Below are 13869 nucleotides of genomic sequence, written 5' to 3' on the forward strand. Positions count from 1 at the left end.
CAGGGAGACGATCAGGTCGAGCAGGTCACGCCGGTAGCGCGCGGCCGAATGGAGCTCGATGGTGTCGTTGACGCCGAGCGCGATCACCACGAGGTCGGCGGGGCCGAGTAGCGGCAGCAGTTCCTCGCGCACGACCCGGGCGTTGGCACCGGTCTTGCCGACGGCCTGCCAGGCGACCGCGCGGCCGTCCCGCGCGAGCTCACCGGCCAGGCGTCCGGTCAGCGCTTCGGCGTGCGTCGCGGCCCCGACGCCGTCCACAGTGGACTCCCCCAGCACGGCCAGCCGCAGTGGGCGGCCCTCGCCGTCGACGAGACCGGTCACCGGTCCTGCCGCGCCGGGCAGCCTGGGCGTCGTACGCCGTACCCGGACCGCTTGCGCGAGGAGGATCGGGGCCAGCACCACCGCGCGACTCATCACTCCGCGACCCTACTTCTCGCGTTCAGTCCTCTAGTGGCGATCGTTGCGCACGCAACAATCGCATTCAGAGGACTAAATGCGGAGTCAGCCGTGGGCGATCGAGACCGTCTGGCGGATGAGTGTGTCGTCCGAAGCGGCGCGAAGCAGGTAGTCAGCGACGTCGGCGCGGTTGATGGTGAAGCTGCCTCGGACGTTGCCGTCGGTGCTGGCGGCGATCACCCCGGTGTGCGGGCCGTTCAGCAGCCGCGGCGGGCGCACGATCGTCCAGTCGAGGTCGCTCGCGTTCACGATCCGCTCGGCGGCGATCATGTCGGCGAAGTTGTGCTTGAGGACCTGGCCCAGGATCGGTTTGACGAGGTTCCTGGTGAAGAAACCGTCGCCGTCGACGAACGCGCCGCTGGCGGAAACCACCAGCAGCCGCCGGGTTCCCACAGAACGCATCGCGGCGAGGGCGGCGTGCGCCCCGTCGGTGACGACGGTCGTCGGCTTCCGGTCGTGTGCGCCGAGCGCCGAGATCACCGCGTCGCGCCCGGACACGGCCTCGGTCAGCACGCCGTGCTCGGACAGCCTGGCGACGACGACCTCCAGCAGGCCGCCCTCCGCGTTCAGCCGGGACGGGTCGCGGACGACCGCCGTGACGTGGTGGCCAGCGGCCAGGGCCTGCTTGACGACCTCGGTGCCGATTCCGCCGGTCGCCCCGAAAACGGTGAGCTTCATGATCGCGCCTCTCTGGGTTAGTGAACACTCACCCACTATGGTGAGTGTTCACTGACCACTTGTCGAGCGAACGCTGAGAAGCCCTCAGGGAGGGACCGTGGGAAGCCGGGAGGACATCGTCGCCGCAGCGGCGAAGGTGATGCGCGAGCAGGGCTACGCGCACGCCACCACTAAGGCCATCGCGCAGGCGGCCGGGTACTCCGAGGCGCTGTTGTACAAGCATTTCAAGGACAAGACCGAGATCTTCATGAGCGTGCTGACCGAGCGGCTGCCCGCGCTCGGGACGACCTTGGACGAGCTGATGAAGACCGCGGCCGAAACCCCGCTCGCGACGAACCTGACCAGGCTGGCGCGGATCACGCTGTCGTTCTACCTGGAGAGTTTCCCGATCGCGGTGTCGCTGTTCTCCTCACGGGAACTGCTCGCGACCCATCGGGAACGGGTGACGAACAGGCAGGCGGGGCCGGACGTCCCGCTCGCACGCGTCACCGAGTACCTCGGCGAGGAGACCCGGCTCGGCCGGATCCGCGAGGACGCGGACCTGGAGGCGGCGGCGTCCCTGCTGCTCGGGGCCTGTTTCCAGTACGCGTTCCTGGTGTCCTTCGAAGATCGCGACCCGGCGGAAGAGGAACTGGACACGTGGGCGGAAAGACTCGCGACGACGCTGGCGCGAACGCTCTGACTTCTCGCGGAGTCGACCGACCGGCCTGATCGCGATCCGTCGCCGCAGCGCTGGGGTCGTGAGTGGTAAGTGTCGTTCTAACCCTCCTTATCACTCACGACACCGCCGATCCCTACTTGCTCTTTCCGGCCCGCATCTCATGCCACTTGGCGTACATGTCGTTGAGCTCCTTGATCATGAAGCTCAGGAAGTCCCGCATCTCGGCGACCCGCTCGCCCGCCGGGGTGCCGGTGCCCAGCGCGGCGACGCCCTCGTCGGCGGCGTCGCGCCACAGGGTGATCATGCGGTCGCGTTTCATGAAGGTGGCGTACCAAAGGTCGTCGAAGAGCCGGTAGTGGTCGCGGCGCGAGCCGGGCTCGCGCTCTTTGGCGACCAGGCCGATCTGCTCCAGCCACCGTACGGCTCCCGAGATCGCCGCGGGGCTCACCGAAAGCTGGTCGGCCAGTTCGGCCGCGGTCAATCGGCCGGCGTCGGTGGTCATCAACGCGGCGAACACCCTGGCCGGCATCCGCTGCATCCCGATCTGGGAGAGCGTGATGCCCAGGTGTTCCACGTAACGGCGGACGGCGTCCTCGTCTCTCTGGGTGCTCGAAGCACTCTCAGGCGTCGTCATGGGCTCATCCTCTCGTACATCCCCCAGAGTGATCACACCATCCATACGTTTTCTTAACTTCACAACTTCGTGAAATCACTGTACCTTCAGATCCATGGAAAACGCCATCTCCATCTCCGGCCTCCACAAATCCTTCGGCCGGACCAAGGCCCTCGACGGTCTTGACCTGCAGGTACCCGCTGGGGAGGTGCACGGTTTCCTCGGCCCGAACGGCGCGGGGAAGTCGACCACCGTCCGGGTCCTGCTCGGCCTGCTCCATGCAGACTCGGGCGACGTCCGCCTGCTCGGCGGCGACCCCTGGAAGGACGCGGCGAGCCTTCACCGGCGCCTCGCCTACGTCCCCGGCGACGTCAACCTCTGGCCCAATCTCTCCGGCGGCGAGGTCATCGACCTGCTCGGGAGACTGCGGGGCGGGCTCGACCAGCGACGTCGCAAGGACCTCATCGAACGCTTCGACCTCGACCCCAAGAAGAAAGGGCGCACCTACTCCAAGGGCAACCGGCAGAAGGTCGCCATCGTGGCCGCGCTGGCCTCGCACGTGGATCTGCTGATCCTCGACGAGCCGACCTCCGGCCTCGACCCGCTGATGGAGGCCACCTTCCAGTACGCGATCCAGGAGGAGCGCGAGCAGGGCCGCACGGTGCTGCTTTCGAGCCACATCCTGGCCGAGGTCGAGGCGCTCTGCGACAAGGTCAGCATCATCCGCAACGGCCACACCGTGGAAAGCGGGACGCTGGCCGAACTGCGCCACCTCACCAGGACGTCGATCTCGGCCGAACTCGCCGGCCCGCCGAACGGGCTGGCGAACCTGGAGAACATCCACGACCTCAAGGTCGAGGGGAACCGGGTCCGCTTCGACGTCGAAACCCGTTCGCTCGACGAGGCCCTGCGACAGCTCACCCAGGTCGGCGTCCGCAGCCTGACCAGCCAGCCGCCGACGCTGGAAGAGCTGTTCCTCCGCCACTACACCACCGAAGCGAGCACCACCGAAGCGAGCGCGAAATGACCGCGACGCTCAGCCGCCCCGCGCACGCGGCGGCCACCGGACCGGCGCACGGACTCGTCGGCACCTGGCAGCTGACCAGGCTCGCCCTGCGGCGGGACCGGGTCGTCCTGCCGATCTGGATCATCCTGCTCGGCATCATGCCTTCGACGTCGTCGGGCACGTTCGAAACGCTGTACCCAACGGCCGCCGAACGCGCCGGGCTCACCGCGAGCATGGGCGCGAACCCGTCGCTCTCGCTGATCTACGGCCCGGCCTTCGACCTCTCGACCGCGGGCGGGTTCACCGCGTGGCGACTCGGCGGTTTCCTCGCCCTGATCATCGGGCTGATGGCCGTCTTCACCGTCACCAGGCACACCCGCGCCGAGGAGGACACCGGCCGCGCGGAACTGCTGGCGTCCGCGGTGGTCGGCCGGTATGCCCTGCTCAGCGCGGCCGTGCTCGTGTCGGCCGGGGCGAGTGTCCTCATCGGACTCATCGAGACCGGGCTGATGATCGGCGCGAAACTGCCCGCCGAAGGGGCGATCGCGCTCGGCGGCGTCACCGCGGCGACCGGGCTGGTCTTCACCGCGATCGCCGCGGTCGCCGTCCAGGTGGCCGAATACTCGAGGACGGCCAACGGGATCGGCGCCACCGCCGTCGGCGTCGCGTTCCTCCTGCGCGCGGTCGGCGACTCGACGTCGGACGCGCAGTGGGTCTCGTGGTTGTCCCCGATCGGCTGGGCGCAGCGGCTCCGGCCGTTCGCCGACGAACGCTGGTGGGTGGTGCTGCTGCCGCTGGCCGCGACCGTGGTCGTCGGTGCCGTCGGCTACTCGTTGCTCCCGCGGCGCGACGTCGGGACCGGCCTCCTCCCGCCCCGTCCGGGGCCCGCCGAAGCCGCGGCGTCGCTCCGCAGCCCGTTCGCGCTGGCGTGGCGGCTGCACCGGGGCCCGTTGATCGGCTGGCTGATCGGCGTGGCGGTCTGCGCCGCGGTGTTCGGCTCGGTCGCGAGCGGGATCGGCGACGTCGTCGGGGAAAGCGCGCAGGCGAAGGAGATCTTCCAGCGCCTTGGCGGAACGGACGCGCTGATCGACGCCTTCATGGCGGCGATGGCGGGCATGTTCGCCATGGTCGTCGCGCTCTACGGGGTGCAGGCCGCGCTGCGGCTCCGCACCGAGGAGACGGCGATCCGCGTCGAGCCGCTGCTCGCGACGGGCGTCGGACGGCTGCGGCTGCTGGGAAGCCACCTGGTGTTCGCGTTCGGCGGCACGGCGCTGATGATGGTCGTCAGTGGTGTCCTCTTAGGACTGTCCAACGGGTTGCGGGGCGACGACGTCGGCGGCTCGATCGGCGACATGACGGTCGCGTCGCTCGCGCAACTCCCGGCGGTGTGGGTGATCGTCGGCCTCGCCGTGACGTTGTTCGGCCTGGCGCCGAAGTTCTCGACGGCGGCGTGGGCGATCGCCGGGCTGGCGTTGCTGCTCAGCCTGTTCGGCGCGGTGCTGAACCTGCCGCAGGTGCTGCTGGACGCGTCGCCGTTCTCGCACGTTCCGAAACTGCCCGCCGCGGAGTTCACCGCGACCCCGCTGATCTGGCTCACCGGGGTGGCCGTGGTCGCGTTGGCGGCGGGACTCGTCGGCTGGCGTCGTCGCGACGTCGGCTGACCGGGGGTAACAGGGGAAACCGTGGAGGCCGCTTCATCGGGGGGCGGCCTCTACGGTGCTTGCTTCACCTCGCCTCCGGGGGTGACGACCAGCTTCGCGATCGGCACCCCGCCCCCGCATTTCTCGCCCGCCGGGTAGGTGAGCACCGGCGTGACGTCGAGGACATGGGGCTTGCCGTCGTCGAAGGTCACCGTGGTCTTCACCGGTGTGACCGGCAGCCCCTGGACGGGCACGGACGTGTACTTGCCGCCGGTGGGCACCGCCTGCGCCGAGCACACGTCGCCGGTGCAGCCCTGGTCCCGGCTGGCGCTGCTCGGCATCAGTTCGGCGGATTCGGTCACGCATCTGCCCGCCCAGCACAACTCCATCGACGCCCGGGTGATCCCGGCCGCCGCCTCCGGCGGGACGTCGAGCGAGATCCCCTCCATCAAGGCGATGGCGGGACACTGTTCACCGCCCCCGGCACCCGAGGACTGGCCGCAAGCGGTCAATGTCGCGAGCAGGAACACGAAAACGGGTAGGCGCCGCATACCGGGCAGACGTCGCGGAGGGCCGCCGCGGTTGCATCAATCGCGGCGGGATTCCGTGTTCGAACTGGGCGGGAGCGTTGTCGGAGTGCTCGACGACGTCGAAGTGGTGGACGGCGTCACGGTCCGGGTCACCGTGCGCGGCACCGGAACGCTGGTGCGGGTGACCGTGAGCGGTTCCTGCACGATGCCCGACACGGTGACCGTGACCGGGCCGATCGACCGGGAAATCGTTGCCGGGGAAGGGGTCGTGCCGACTTCGTGGACACGGGGCAGCGGCTCGCGCCCGGCGACGAGAAGGGCGGCGACGAGCAGTCCGGTGGCGACACCCGCTAGAGCCGCGACCGTGACGGAACCGGTGGTGGGACCCTGACCGAACATCCAGCACCCCCTCGCCATGCGAAGCGCAGGTACGAGGACTACTCGCGTTGATCTTACGTTTTGTTACGCAGCGTGCAAGTTGAGTGGAATGTCCTCAAGCCGCTTTACGCAGGCCATCGACCACGACGCGGACGAGATGACGGCTTTCGGGTGAGTACCGTTCCGCGGCGAGACAGCCGGCGATCAGGGCGCGCAGGTCGTCGCCGTCGATGTCCTCGCGCACCGCACCCGCGGCCTGCGCCCGCATCAGCAACGCCTGCACCGCCGACCGGAAATCGGTTCCCGCCTCGGCCTTGAAGCCGAGCCCCGTCGTCTCGGCGAGCGCGTCGCAGAGAGCCCGGTTGCGGGACGCCTGCTGGACGACGCGCTTGAAGAAGTCGAAGAAGGCCGCGCCGGGGTCTCCGGCGGTCAGCGATTCGCGGGCCTCGCGTGCGAACTGCTCGATGCGCTCCAGCACGACCGCCTGGAAGAGCGCTTCCTTACTGGGGAAATGCCGGTAGACCGTGCCCGCGCCGACGCCGGCGATCCGCGCGATCTCGTCGAGGGGGACGGCCAGACCGTCGACGGCGAAAGCCTCTTCGGCCGCTGCGAGCACCTTCGCTCGGTTGCGTCGCGCGTCGGCGCGCAGCACGGGCTTGTCCACTGTTCCCCTCCTCAACCGGGTCCGGCGTTCCGATTCAACGCTTCCGGCGACGAGGGCATTCCTCACTTGGGCTACTGCACCGCGGTCTGCGCCCCGTCCGGTGTGAGGAAACCCTGGACCGTGGTGAACAAGTAGTCCCACACGCCGGGGATCAGCACGACCGCGGCGACCGCGAACACCGGGAAGATCAGCCGGTTCTCCACCTTCTTGCCGGTGCGGAACCGCAGCGGTTTCGGCGGCCGGATCTCGTACCAGGTCTCGCCCGCGATCGGGATGGGGAACAGGAACGGGCAGCCGGATTCGGTCAGCGCGTCGCCGAGGCAGTGCACGAAACAGCCCGCGGCGACGGCGATACCGAGCCAGCCGGAGATTTCGGCGAGTTGCGCGGCCTTGTCGGGCGGCGCGGTCCAGACCCACCAGCCGACGGCGGCGCCGCTGACCGGCAGGAGCCAGTCGCCGAGCGCGCCTTCCGCGAGCAGCAGGCCCAGGACGACGACGCCGAACACCGCCCACGGTCCGCCGGTTTCGGTGCCCCAGGAGGTCAGGAAGCCGAGGCCGACCGCGAAGAGCACGGTGTGCGAAAGGTGCCGGTGCTTACCGGTGACCTTCTCGTCGCGGGGGCCCTTGGTCAGGGCGTAGAGGGCCGCCGAAACGCGGCGCAGGAACCAGGAGATGGCCCCGGTGAACCAGCCGAGGAGCCGCGACGCGCGGGCTCCCGGGTGGTCGAGGTCCGGCAGGAGGGCGAACCCGGCCGTGGTCGCGGCGAACACGACCGCCTGGTGCACCGTGCCCGCCCCGACGACGGGTGCGAGCGCGAGGCCCGCGCACCAGCCGGTCAGGGCATGCGTCCGCCCCATCATCGTGCTGCCCCCAGGTGTCGCGGATCACGAGCCCACGACCGTAGCGGGGGATCAGGCGGGGGGCTCCTCCGACACGCTGAGGTGCTCGGCGACGCCGGTGAGCTCGATCACTCGGCTCACCTGGGGGCTGGGCACCACTTCGAGCTCGACCGCCTTCTCGGCGGCCTGGCGCTGTGCCTGGAGCACCACGTTCAGCGCCGAGGAGTCGAAAAAGGTCACACCGGTCAGGTCGGCGACGACCCGTCCGGACGGCTTGTCCGTGATCAGGGCCCCGAGGGTCTCCTGCAGCTGCGGGCTCGTCAGCAGGTCGAGCTCACCGGTGACCACCACGCGGGGTACGGAGGCCTCGGAGTCCAGCGTGATGCTGAAGCCGGGCGGCGTGGTGTTCTGCTCCGCTGCGGGCATGCACATTCTCCTCATCAGGTGAGAACCGGCGCTCGGCGCGCCGGGCTCGCCTGTGGTCTCAAGCTACGGCCGCGCCCTGTCCGGACACGGACGCACGCTCTTCTTCGGCGGGAGCTGTCCCCGCAACGACAGTCCCAACCCTAACCCAGTCCGGACGGGGCGCCACGATCGCCGTCACGCGCGTCGCCGACCGGTGTCCGGCGAGCGCTCAATGAGCGGCCAGCGTCTTGCGCCCGGCGCGGCGTTCGCGCAGGAACAGTTCGCGGCGCTCGATCTCGCCGAGGCCGCCCCAAATCCCGTACGGCTCCTGCACCGCCATCGCGTGCTTGCGGCACTGCGCCAGCACGGGACAGGTCTGGCAGATCGCCTTGGCACGGGACTCGCGCCGCTCGCGGGCCGATCCGCGCTCGTTGTCCGTGTGGAAGAACAAGCTGCTGTCGGCGCCTCGGCACGACCCACGGAGCTGCCAGTCCCACTCTTCCGCCACCACGTTCGGCAGCCGGCTCACGTCAGCCATGTCGGTCCCCGCCCTTTCCAGGAGATCGTTTGTCGCCCGTTACATGCCCGCCCCCTGCGCGAATCAAACGTGGGTTTGGTTTGCTCACACCCAGGGCATCTGTCGACACGGCAGTGCAGCTCCAGAGAGGAACACACGTGGTGGACAACACCCCGCCCAGCGGGGAGGGCGCTCAACTCATCGAGGTACGCACGGCCGCGGTACCGCATGTGGTGCCGACCCTTCGGACGATCGTCGCGGATATCGCGATGCGTCAGGACTTCGACCTGGACGCGGTCGAAGATCTCCGGATGGCCGTGGACGAGGCCTGTTCCATGCTGCTTCCATCGGCCTCCGACGGCCATCTGACCTGCGTCTTCTCCTGGAAGGACGGCCGGATCGAGGTCACCGTCTCGGTGTTCGCGGACTCCGCCGATTCCGACGACGAGACCGGTCTGTCCTGGCAGCTGCTGACCGCGCTGGCGACGTCCGCGCGGCGGATCGTCACCCCGGCGGATGGCGGCTACCTGTCCAGGGTCGAGCTCGTCCGGGAGAGCGAGGCGGCCCGGCCGTGACGGAACCGGTCGAGCAAGACGGCCCCGATGTTCCGGCCCTGTTCGAGCGCATGTGCGCGCTGCCCCAGGACGACCCCAAGCGTGAACAGCTGAGGGACGACCTGGTGCGGGCGCATCTGGAACTCGCGCGCAACCTGGCGCGCAAGTTCCGTAACCGGGACGAGTCGATGGAGGACCTGGTCCAGATCGCCACGATCGGACTGATCCACGCCGTCGACCGCTTCGATCCCACCCAGGGCAGCGATTTCCTGGCCTTCGCGGTCCCGACGATCTCCGGCGAGCTGCGTCACCACTTCCGGGACAACAGCTGGTCGGTGCGGGTCCCGCGGCGGCTCAAGGAGCTGAACGCCAACATCTCGGCGGTGCGCGAAGAGCTGACAGTCCGGCTTTCGCGCGCGCCGAAGCCCAGTGAGATCGCCGCCCACCTGGGCGTCCCGGTCGACGAGGTCTTCGAAGGGCTCCGCGCCGGCCAAGGCCGCTACGGGGCCTCTTTGGACAACCTCTTGGAGAACTCGGCGCACACCAGGTTCGGGGAGGCCGACGCCAACCTGAGCCAGGCGGAGCTGCGTGAGGCGCTGCGGCCGATGTTGGAGCGGCTGCCCGATCGCGAGCGCAAGATCGTCGCGCTGCGGTTCGGGTCCGGGATGAGCCAGTCGGACATCGCGCGCCGTGTCGGGGTCTCCCAGATGCAGGTGTCGCGGCTCTTGGCTGCCACACTCAAGAAACTGCGTGAAGGACTGACCGAGACAGAACTCACGGACGGAGTCTGATTCGACCTTCACCCTTGTGGGTATCTGGGAGACGAACAGCGGATTCGGGAGTCTCTCGCGAGGGGAGGTGCGGAACCATGACGATGTCCAAGATGCGATCGGAGGGCTCGTTGCCGGTGGTGTCCCTGCCCCTGCCGGTCGACGTGACGGCTCCTGCCGTCGCTCGGCAGGCGGTGCGGGCGACCCTGGCCGGCCTGGGCTTCGACGACGCGGGTGTCGACGACGTCCTCCTGGCCACGTCCGAGCTGGTCACCAATGCCTTCGAACACGGCGAGCGGCCGGACAGGCTGGAGGTCGAGTACTCCGGCGGACGGTTGACCCTGCGGGTCTTCGACTCCGGCACGGGACGGCCGAAGCTCAAGGAACCTTCGCCGGCGGCGGCGCGCAGCCGAGGCTTGCAGCTGGTGCACGCGTTGTCCGACGACTGGGGACACGAGCCGTGCTCCGGCGGGAAGTACGTCTGGGCGGTGTTCAGCCTTCCTGGGCTCGACGGCTGAGCGCGATGCCCGCTTCGGTCTCGGCGATGCGTTCCCGGAGCGGCTTGCGCTCCAAAGCCTCGACGGCGGCGACCAGCACCTCCCGCAACGGGTACGGAAGTTCCGCTTCCAGCTGCTCGGCTGCGGCGATGGTCGCCGCCCACTCGGCTTCGAGGGTGGGCATGAGCCTCTGGGTCTTCTCGGTCAGCGAAACGATCCGCTGACGGGCGTCCCTGCCAGGCTCGAGCGAGACGAGGTCCTGGCGCGCCATTTGCGCGACGGTCTGGCTGGCCGCTGAATGCGTCACCCCGACCTCCGCGGCCAGGGCGCGGATGGACAGCGGCCCGTGCGCGACGATCGCGCGGACCACCGGCGTGAACCTCGGCCGGTAGTCCCCCAGGCCGATGTTCTCGAAGAACGCGGACACGTCCGCTTCGGTCAGTTCGAGGACATGTCTCAGCAGCGTGCCCATCCCTCGTTCCCTCGGCGGCTTGCCCACCGGGGGATCCTATCTAGGATCGCGATCATGGAGACTCGGAAGATCGCCCGGCTCGGCCGCGACGTCGGCGTGGTGGGGCTCGGCTGCTGGCAGCTCGGCGCGGACTGGGGCACGGTCGACGAGGCGGACGCGCTCGCCGTCCTCCACGCCGCGGCGGACTCCGGGGTCACCTTCTTCGACACCGCCGACGTCTACGGTGACGGCCGCAGTGAGCGGCTCGTCGGCCGGTTCCGCGCGGAACGTGGCGACGACGCGGTCTTCGTCGCCACCAAGATGGGGCGCCGCGCCGAGCAGCTTCCGGAGAACTACGTCGCCGAGAATTTCCGCGCTTGGAACGACCGTTCGCGCGCGAACCTCGGCGTGGACACACTCGACCTCGTCCAGCTCCACTGCCCGCCGACGCCGGTGTACTCGTCCGACGCGGTGTACGACGCTCTCGACGCGATGGTCGACGAAGGCCGGATCAAGGCGTATGGCGTCAGCGTCGAGACCTGCGAAGAGGCGCTGGCGGCGCTCGCGCGGCCGAACGTGGCTTCGGTGCAGATCATCCTGAACTGCCTGCGGCTCAAGCCGCTCGAGCAAGTTCTGCCGGCCGCGGAGAAGGCGGGCGCCGGGATCATCGCGCGCGTACCGCTCGCGTCGGGCCTGCTCTCCGGTCGCTACACCGCTTCGACCACCTTCGGCGAAGACGACCACCGCAACTACAACCGCCAGGGCGCCGCTTTCGACGTCGGCGAGACGTTCTCGGGCGTTCCATACGACGTCGGGCTCGAAGCCGTGGAGCGCCTTCGCGGCTTCGTCCCCGAAGGACAGACGCTCGCGCAGTTCGCGCTGCGCTGGATCGTCGACCGTCCCGGCGTCAGCGTCGTCATCCCCGGCGCGCGCAACGCCGAGCAGGCCAGGGCGAACAGTTCGGCGGCCGCGTCGGCGCCCCTTCCGGCCGAAGCCACGGCCGCTGTCGAAGAGGTCTATAACGAGCTGCTGAAACCGTTGATCCATCCGCGTTGGTGATCTCGGCAGAACGCCTCCGACGACGACATAATCGCGGGATGACGCCTGAAGAGCTGCTGACGACCACGCGGACTGTCCGCAAACGACTGGACCTGTCCCGGCCGGTTCCCCTCGAACTGGTGAAACACGCCCTGCAGGTCGCGCTGCAGGCGCCGAGCGGGTCGAATACGCAGCGCTGGCATTGGCTCGTGATCACCGATCCCGGGCAGCGGGCGGAAATCGGCAAGCTCTATCAGCGCGCCTGCCGCGAGTACCTCGATTCGCCGCGTGCCGCCGGGAAGCTGTTCGCGGACGACCCGCAGCGCTCGAAGGTGCAGAAGCGCGTCGGCTCCAGCGTCGAGTACCTGGCCGACAAGATGGGCGAGGTGCCGGTGCACGTCATCCCGTGTCTGGAGACGACGGGCGCCGACCTGCCCGCCGGCAACCAGGCCGGACTGTGGGGGAACCTGCTGCCGGCGGTGTGGAGCTACATGCTCGCGGCGCGCGCGGTCACGCTCGGCACGGCGTGGACGACGCTGCACCTCGCGTACGAGAAGGAGGCCGCGGAGATCCTCGGTCTCCCGGAGAACGTGCACCAGGCCGCGCTCATCCCGACGGCGTTCTACACCGGCGACACCTTCAAACCCGCAGCGCGCCAGCCGCTCGAAGAGGTCATGCGCCTGGATCGCTGGTGAGTTACAGGTAGGACTCCAGGCGGTCCGCCAGGTCCTTCGGGTGGCTCAACGGCACGGAATGCGAGCCGTCGATTTCGTCGGGCGCGAACCCGAGCCGCTCTTGGACGACCCGGCGCTGGAACTCGGGCGCGAAGAAGCGGTCTTCGCGCCCGATGAGCACCTTCGTCGGGACGTCCGGCCACTTCTCCAGCGGCCACGGCTCGTTCCACTCGGCGCTGACCTGGTTCCGCCCGTGCGAACCCGCCTCCGCGACGAGGTCGGCGGGAACACCGTTGAAGAACTTCTCCTCGTCGCTGAGGTCGGTGTTGTCCGCGAAACCCGTGTTGCCCCACCAGTCCCCCGGCGTCTCACCCGGTTTCGGGATCATCGGCGTCAGCAGGACGAGCAGCCGGGCGGAGAGCTTTTCGGCGACGAGCGGCGCGGTGAAACCGCCGTAGGAGTGGCCGAGGACGACCAGGTCCCCGCGGTCGCCGACCGCCTTCGTGACTGCGCCGACATGCTCGGCGAAGCCCGCCTTCTCGTCCTCGATCGGCAGGTTCACCGCGACCACGTCGTGTCCGCGCCCGGTCAGTTCCGCCTCCAGGAGGTGGAAGTCCCAGGCGCTGCCGCCACCGCCGTGGATCAGTACGAAAGTCCCCATCGCCCCAGCTAAGCCGAAGCCGGGCGGATCAGCAACGACCGAGCATGTCCCCGAGCGCGGTCTTCTCCGCGGCGGTGATCGTGAGCGCGTAGTAGTGCTTCACGGTGATCCAGTCCGTCGCGTAGGTGCACCAGAACGAGACGAGCGGCGGCTTCCACTGGTCCGGCGCCTTGTCGCTCTTCTCCTGGTTGACGTTGTCGGTGACGGCGAACAGCTGCGGCCTGGTCAGGTCGTTCGCGAACTGGCGCCGCTTCTCGTCGTTCCACGACTTCGCGCCGCTGACCCAGCTCTGCGCGAGCGGGACCATGTGGTCGATGTCGACGTCGGTCGGCTTGGTCCAGGTCTCGCCGTCGTAGATGCTGGTCCAGCTGCCGGAGGTCGGGGCGCAGTCGGAACCGGCCTTCACGTCCTTGCCGTCGCGCTTGAGGACGAACTCGCGCGTGTTGCAGTTGTTCCCCTGGTTGTCCCAGTGCGGGTACTTCTTGCGGTCGTAGCCGTCCATCGTGCCGCGCGGGGCGACGGTGAGTTCGTCGAGCTGTTTGCGCGCGTCCGCGGCACTGGCGGGGTTCGACGACGAGGACGTCGTCGGGCTCGGCTGGAGCGCGGAACCCTTGCCGGTCACCAGCCAGATCCCGACGAGTACCACCGCGGAGAGGGTGATCAGCAGGAGCAGCCGCTGGGCCGTGGTCATCTGCCGGGTACGCGTGGCCACCGCGCGATTCCTCTCTACGGGGATGGGGAGCGCCAAGTATCGCCGGGCTCGCGCGGAAACCGGGTGCGACACGGCGATGACACCAGGTAGTTGTTGTCACATCGGGGCCCTGACCGGCGACTACC

The 13869-nt window shown here is 69.1% G+C and carries 20 protein-coding genes; 8 read left to right on the forward strand and 12 right to left on the reverse strand.

The annotated features are described in order from the left end of the window. Together H5J31_RS16245 and H5J31_RS16250 are read right to left on the reverse strand one after the other, a co-directional pair. The coding region (locus H5J31_RS16245) for a GDSL-type esterase/lipase family protein (RefSeq protein ID WP_328701501.1) at positions 1 to 417 on the reverse strand (417 nt) is incomplete at its 3' end. Between the two features lie 84 nt (positions 418 to 501). Beyond that, positions 502 to 1134, reverse strand: a complete 633-nt coding sequence (locus tag H5J31_RS16250; RefSeq protein WP_181773418.1) for an NAD(P)-dependent oxidoreductase — start codon at positions 1132 to 1134, stop codon at positions 502 to 504. Between the two features lie 97 nt (positions 1135 to 1231). On the opposite strand from H5J31_RS16250, the gene H5J31_RS16255 reads away from it, so the two are divergent. Further along, positions 1232 to 1816, forward strand: a complete 585-nt coding sequence (locus tag H5J31_RS16255) for a TetR/AcrR family transcriptional regulator (RefSeq protein ID WP_181773419.1) — start codon at positions 1232 to 1234, stop codon at positions 1814 to 1816. A 112-nt stretch (positions 1817 to 1928) separates the two neighbouring features. On the opposite strand, the gene H5J31_RS16260 is transcribed toward H5J31_RS16255, so the two are convergent. Then, positions 1929 to 2429, reverse strand: a complete 501-nt coding sequence (locus tag H5J31_RS16260; RefSeq protein ID WP_181773420.1) for a GbsR/MarR family transcriptional regulator — start codon at positions 2427 to 2429, stop codon at positions 1929 to 1931. A 94-nt stretch (positions 2430 to 2523) separates the two neighbouring features. Here H5J31_RS16260 and H5J31_RS16265 point away from each other — a divergent pair, with 94 nt between their 5' ends. Together H5J31_RS16265 and H5J31_RS16270 are read left to right on the forward strand one after the other, a co-directional pair. Then, a complete protein-coding gene (locus H5J31_RS16265; RefSeq protein ID WP_181773421.1) occupies positions 2524 to 3435 on the forward strand; it encodes an ABC transporter ATP-binding protein in 912 nt (303 codons plus the stop codon). Next, complete coding sequence (locus H5J31_RS16270; RefSeq protein WP_181773422.1) at positions 3432 to 5075, forward strand: ABC transporter permease; 1644 nt, start codon at positions 3432 to 3434, stop codon at positions 5073 to 5075. The genes H5J31_RS16265 and H5J31_RS16270 overlap by 4 nt, the downstream gene beginning before the upstream one ends. Before the next feature lie 50 nt (positions 5076 to 5125). Here the strand turns inward: H5J31_RS16270 and H5J31_RS16275 are convergent, their stop codons facing one another. From H5J31_RS16275 to H5J31_RS16300, 6 genes are all read right to left on the reverse strand, one after another. Beyond that, on the reverse strand, positions 5126 to 5605 hold the full coding sequence (locus H5J31_RS16275) for a hypothetical protein (RefSeq protein WP_181773423.1): 480 nt from the start codon (positions 5603 to 5605) through the stop codon (positions 5126 to 5128). 36 nt (positions 5606 to 5641) lie between these two features. Further along, the gene (locus H5J31_RS16280; RefSeq protein WP_181773424.1) at positions 5642 to 5983 is read right to left on the reverse strand and encodes a hypothetical protein; all 342 of its coding nucleotides are present in this window, start codon (positions 5981 to 5983) and stop codon (positions 5642 to 5644) included. A 94-nt stretch (positions 5984 to 6077) separates the two neighbouring features. Beyond that, complete coding sequence (locus tag H5J31_RS16285) at positions 6078 to 6626, reverse strand: TetR/AcrR family transcriptional regulator (RefSeq protein ID WP_181773425.1); 549 nt, start codon at positions 6624 to 6626, stop codon at positions 6078 to 6080. Between the two features lie 71 nt (positions 6627 to 6697). Next, a complete protein-coding gene (locus tag H5J31_RS16290) occupies positions 6698 to 7483 on the reverse strand; it encodes a metal-dependent hydrolase (protein WP_181773426.1) in 786 nt (261 codons plus the stop codon). Between the two features lie 54 nt (positions 7484 to 7537). After that, entirely contained in the window at positions 7538 to 7891 is a 354-nt protein-coding gene (locus tag H5J31_RS16295; RefSeq protein WP_181773427.1) for an STAS domain-containing protein, read from the reverse strand. A 208-nt stretch (positions 7892 to 8099) separates the two neighbouring features. Further along, positions 8100 to 8408, reverse strand: coding sequence for a WhiB family transcriptional regulator (locus H5J31_RS16300; protein WP_181773428.1), 309 nt, complete (start codon positions 8406 to 8408; stop codon positions 8100 to 8102). Between the two features lie 137 nt (positions 8409 to 8545). Between H5J31_RS16300 and H5J31_RS16305 the strand changes: the two genes are divergently transcribed. The 3 genes from H5J31_RS16305 to H5J31_RS16315 all read left to right on the forward strand — a co-directional run bounded on the left by H5J31_RS16305 (position 8546) and on the right by H5J31_RS16315 (position 10229). Further along, positions 8546 to 8962, forward strand: a complete 417-nt coding sequence (locus H5J31_RS16305) for an anti-sigma factor (protein WP_181773429.1) — start codon at positions 8546 to 8548, stop codon at positions 8960 to 8962. Then, positions 8959 to 9732 carry a SigB/SigF/SigG family RNA polymerase sigma factor gene (locus H5J31_RS16310; protein ID WP_181773430.1) on the forward strand — a complete coding sequence of 258 codons (774 nt, stop codon included), beginning with the start codon at positions 8959 to 8961 and terminating at the stop codon, positions 9730 to 9732. The genes H5J31_RS16305 and H5J31_RS16310 overlap by 4 nt, the downstream gene beginning before the upstream one ends. Before the next feature lie 77 nt (positions 9733 to 9809). Next, positions 9810 to 10229: an ATP-binding protein gene (locus H5J31_RS16315; protein WP_181773431.1), complete on the forward strand. Its 420-nt coding sequence runs from the start codon at positions 9810 to 9812 to the stop codon at positions 10227 to 10229. Here the strand turns inward: H5J31_RS16315 and H5J31_RS16320 are convergent. After that, entirely contained in the window at positions 10204 to 10680 is a 477-nt protein-coding gene (locus H5J31_RS16320; RefSeq protein ID WP_181773496.1) for a MarR family transcriptional regulator, read from the reverse strand. The two genes, H5J31_RS16315 and H5J31_RS16320, sit on opposite strands and share 26 nt — an antisense overlap. 54 nt (positions 10681 to 10734) lie before the next feature. Here H5J31_RS16320 and H5J31_RS16325 point away from each other — a divergent pair, with 54 nt between their 5' ends. After that, complete coding sequence (locus H5J31_RS16325) at positions 10735 to 11718, forward strand: aldo/keto reductase (RefSeq protein ID WP_181773432.1); 984 nt, start codon at positions 10735 to 10737, stop codon at positions 11716 to 11718. Positions 11719 to 11756: 38 nt separating this feature from the next. Continuing rightward, a complete protein-coding gene (locus H5J31_RS16330; RefSeq protein ID WP_181773433.1) occupies positions 11757 to 12392 on the forward strand; it encodes a nitroreductase family protein in 636 nt (211 codons plus the stop codon). 1 nt (position 12393) lies between these two features. On the opposite strand, the gene H5J31_RS16335 is transcribed toward H5J31_RS16330, so the two are convergent. Together H5J31_RS16335 and H5J31_RS16340 are read right to left on the reverse strand one after the other, a co-directional pair. Next, positions 12394 to 13032, reverse strand: a complete 639-nt coding sequence (locus tag H5J31_RS16335) for an alpha/beta fold hydrolase (RefSeq protein WP_181773434.1) — start codon at positions 13030 to 13032, stop codon at positions 12394 to 12396. 28 nt (positions 13033 to 13060) lie between these two features. Then, positions 13061 to 13744, reverse strand: a complete 684-nt coding sequence (locus tag H5J31_RS16340) for an HNH endonuclease family protein (RefSeq protein ID WP_181773435.1) — start codon at positions 13742 to 13744, stop codon at positions 13061 to 13063. Between the last annotated feature and the right edge of the window lie 125 nt (positions 13745 to 13869).

The organism is Amycolatopsis pittospori (genome assembly GCF_013870525.1).
Lineage (GTDB): Bacteria > Actinomycetota > Actinomycetes > Mycobacteriales > Pseudonocardiaceae > Amycolatopsis > Amycolatopsis pittospori.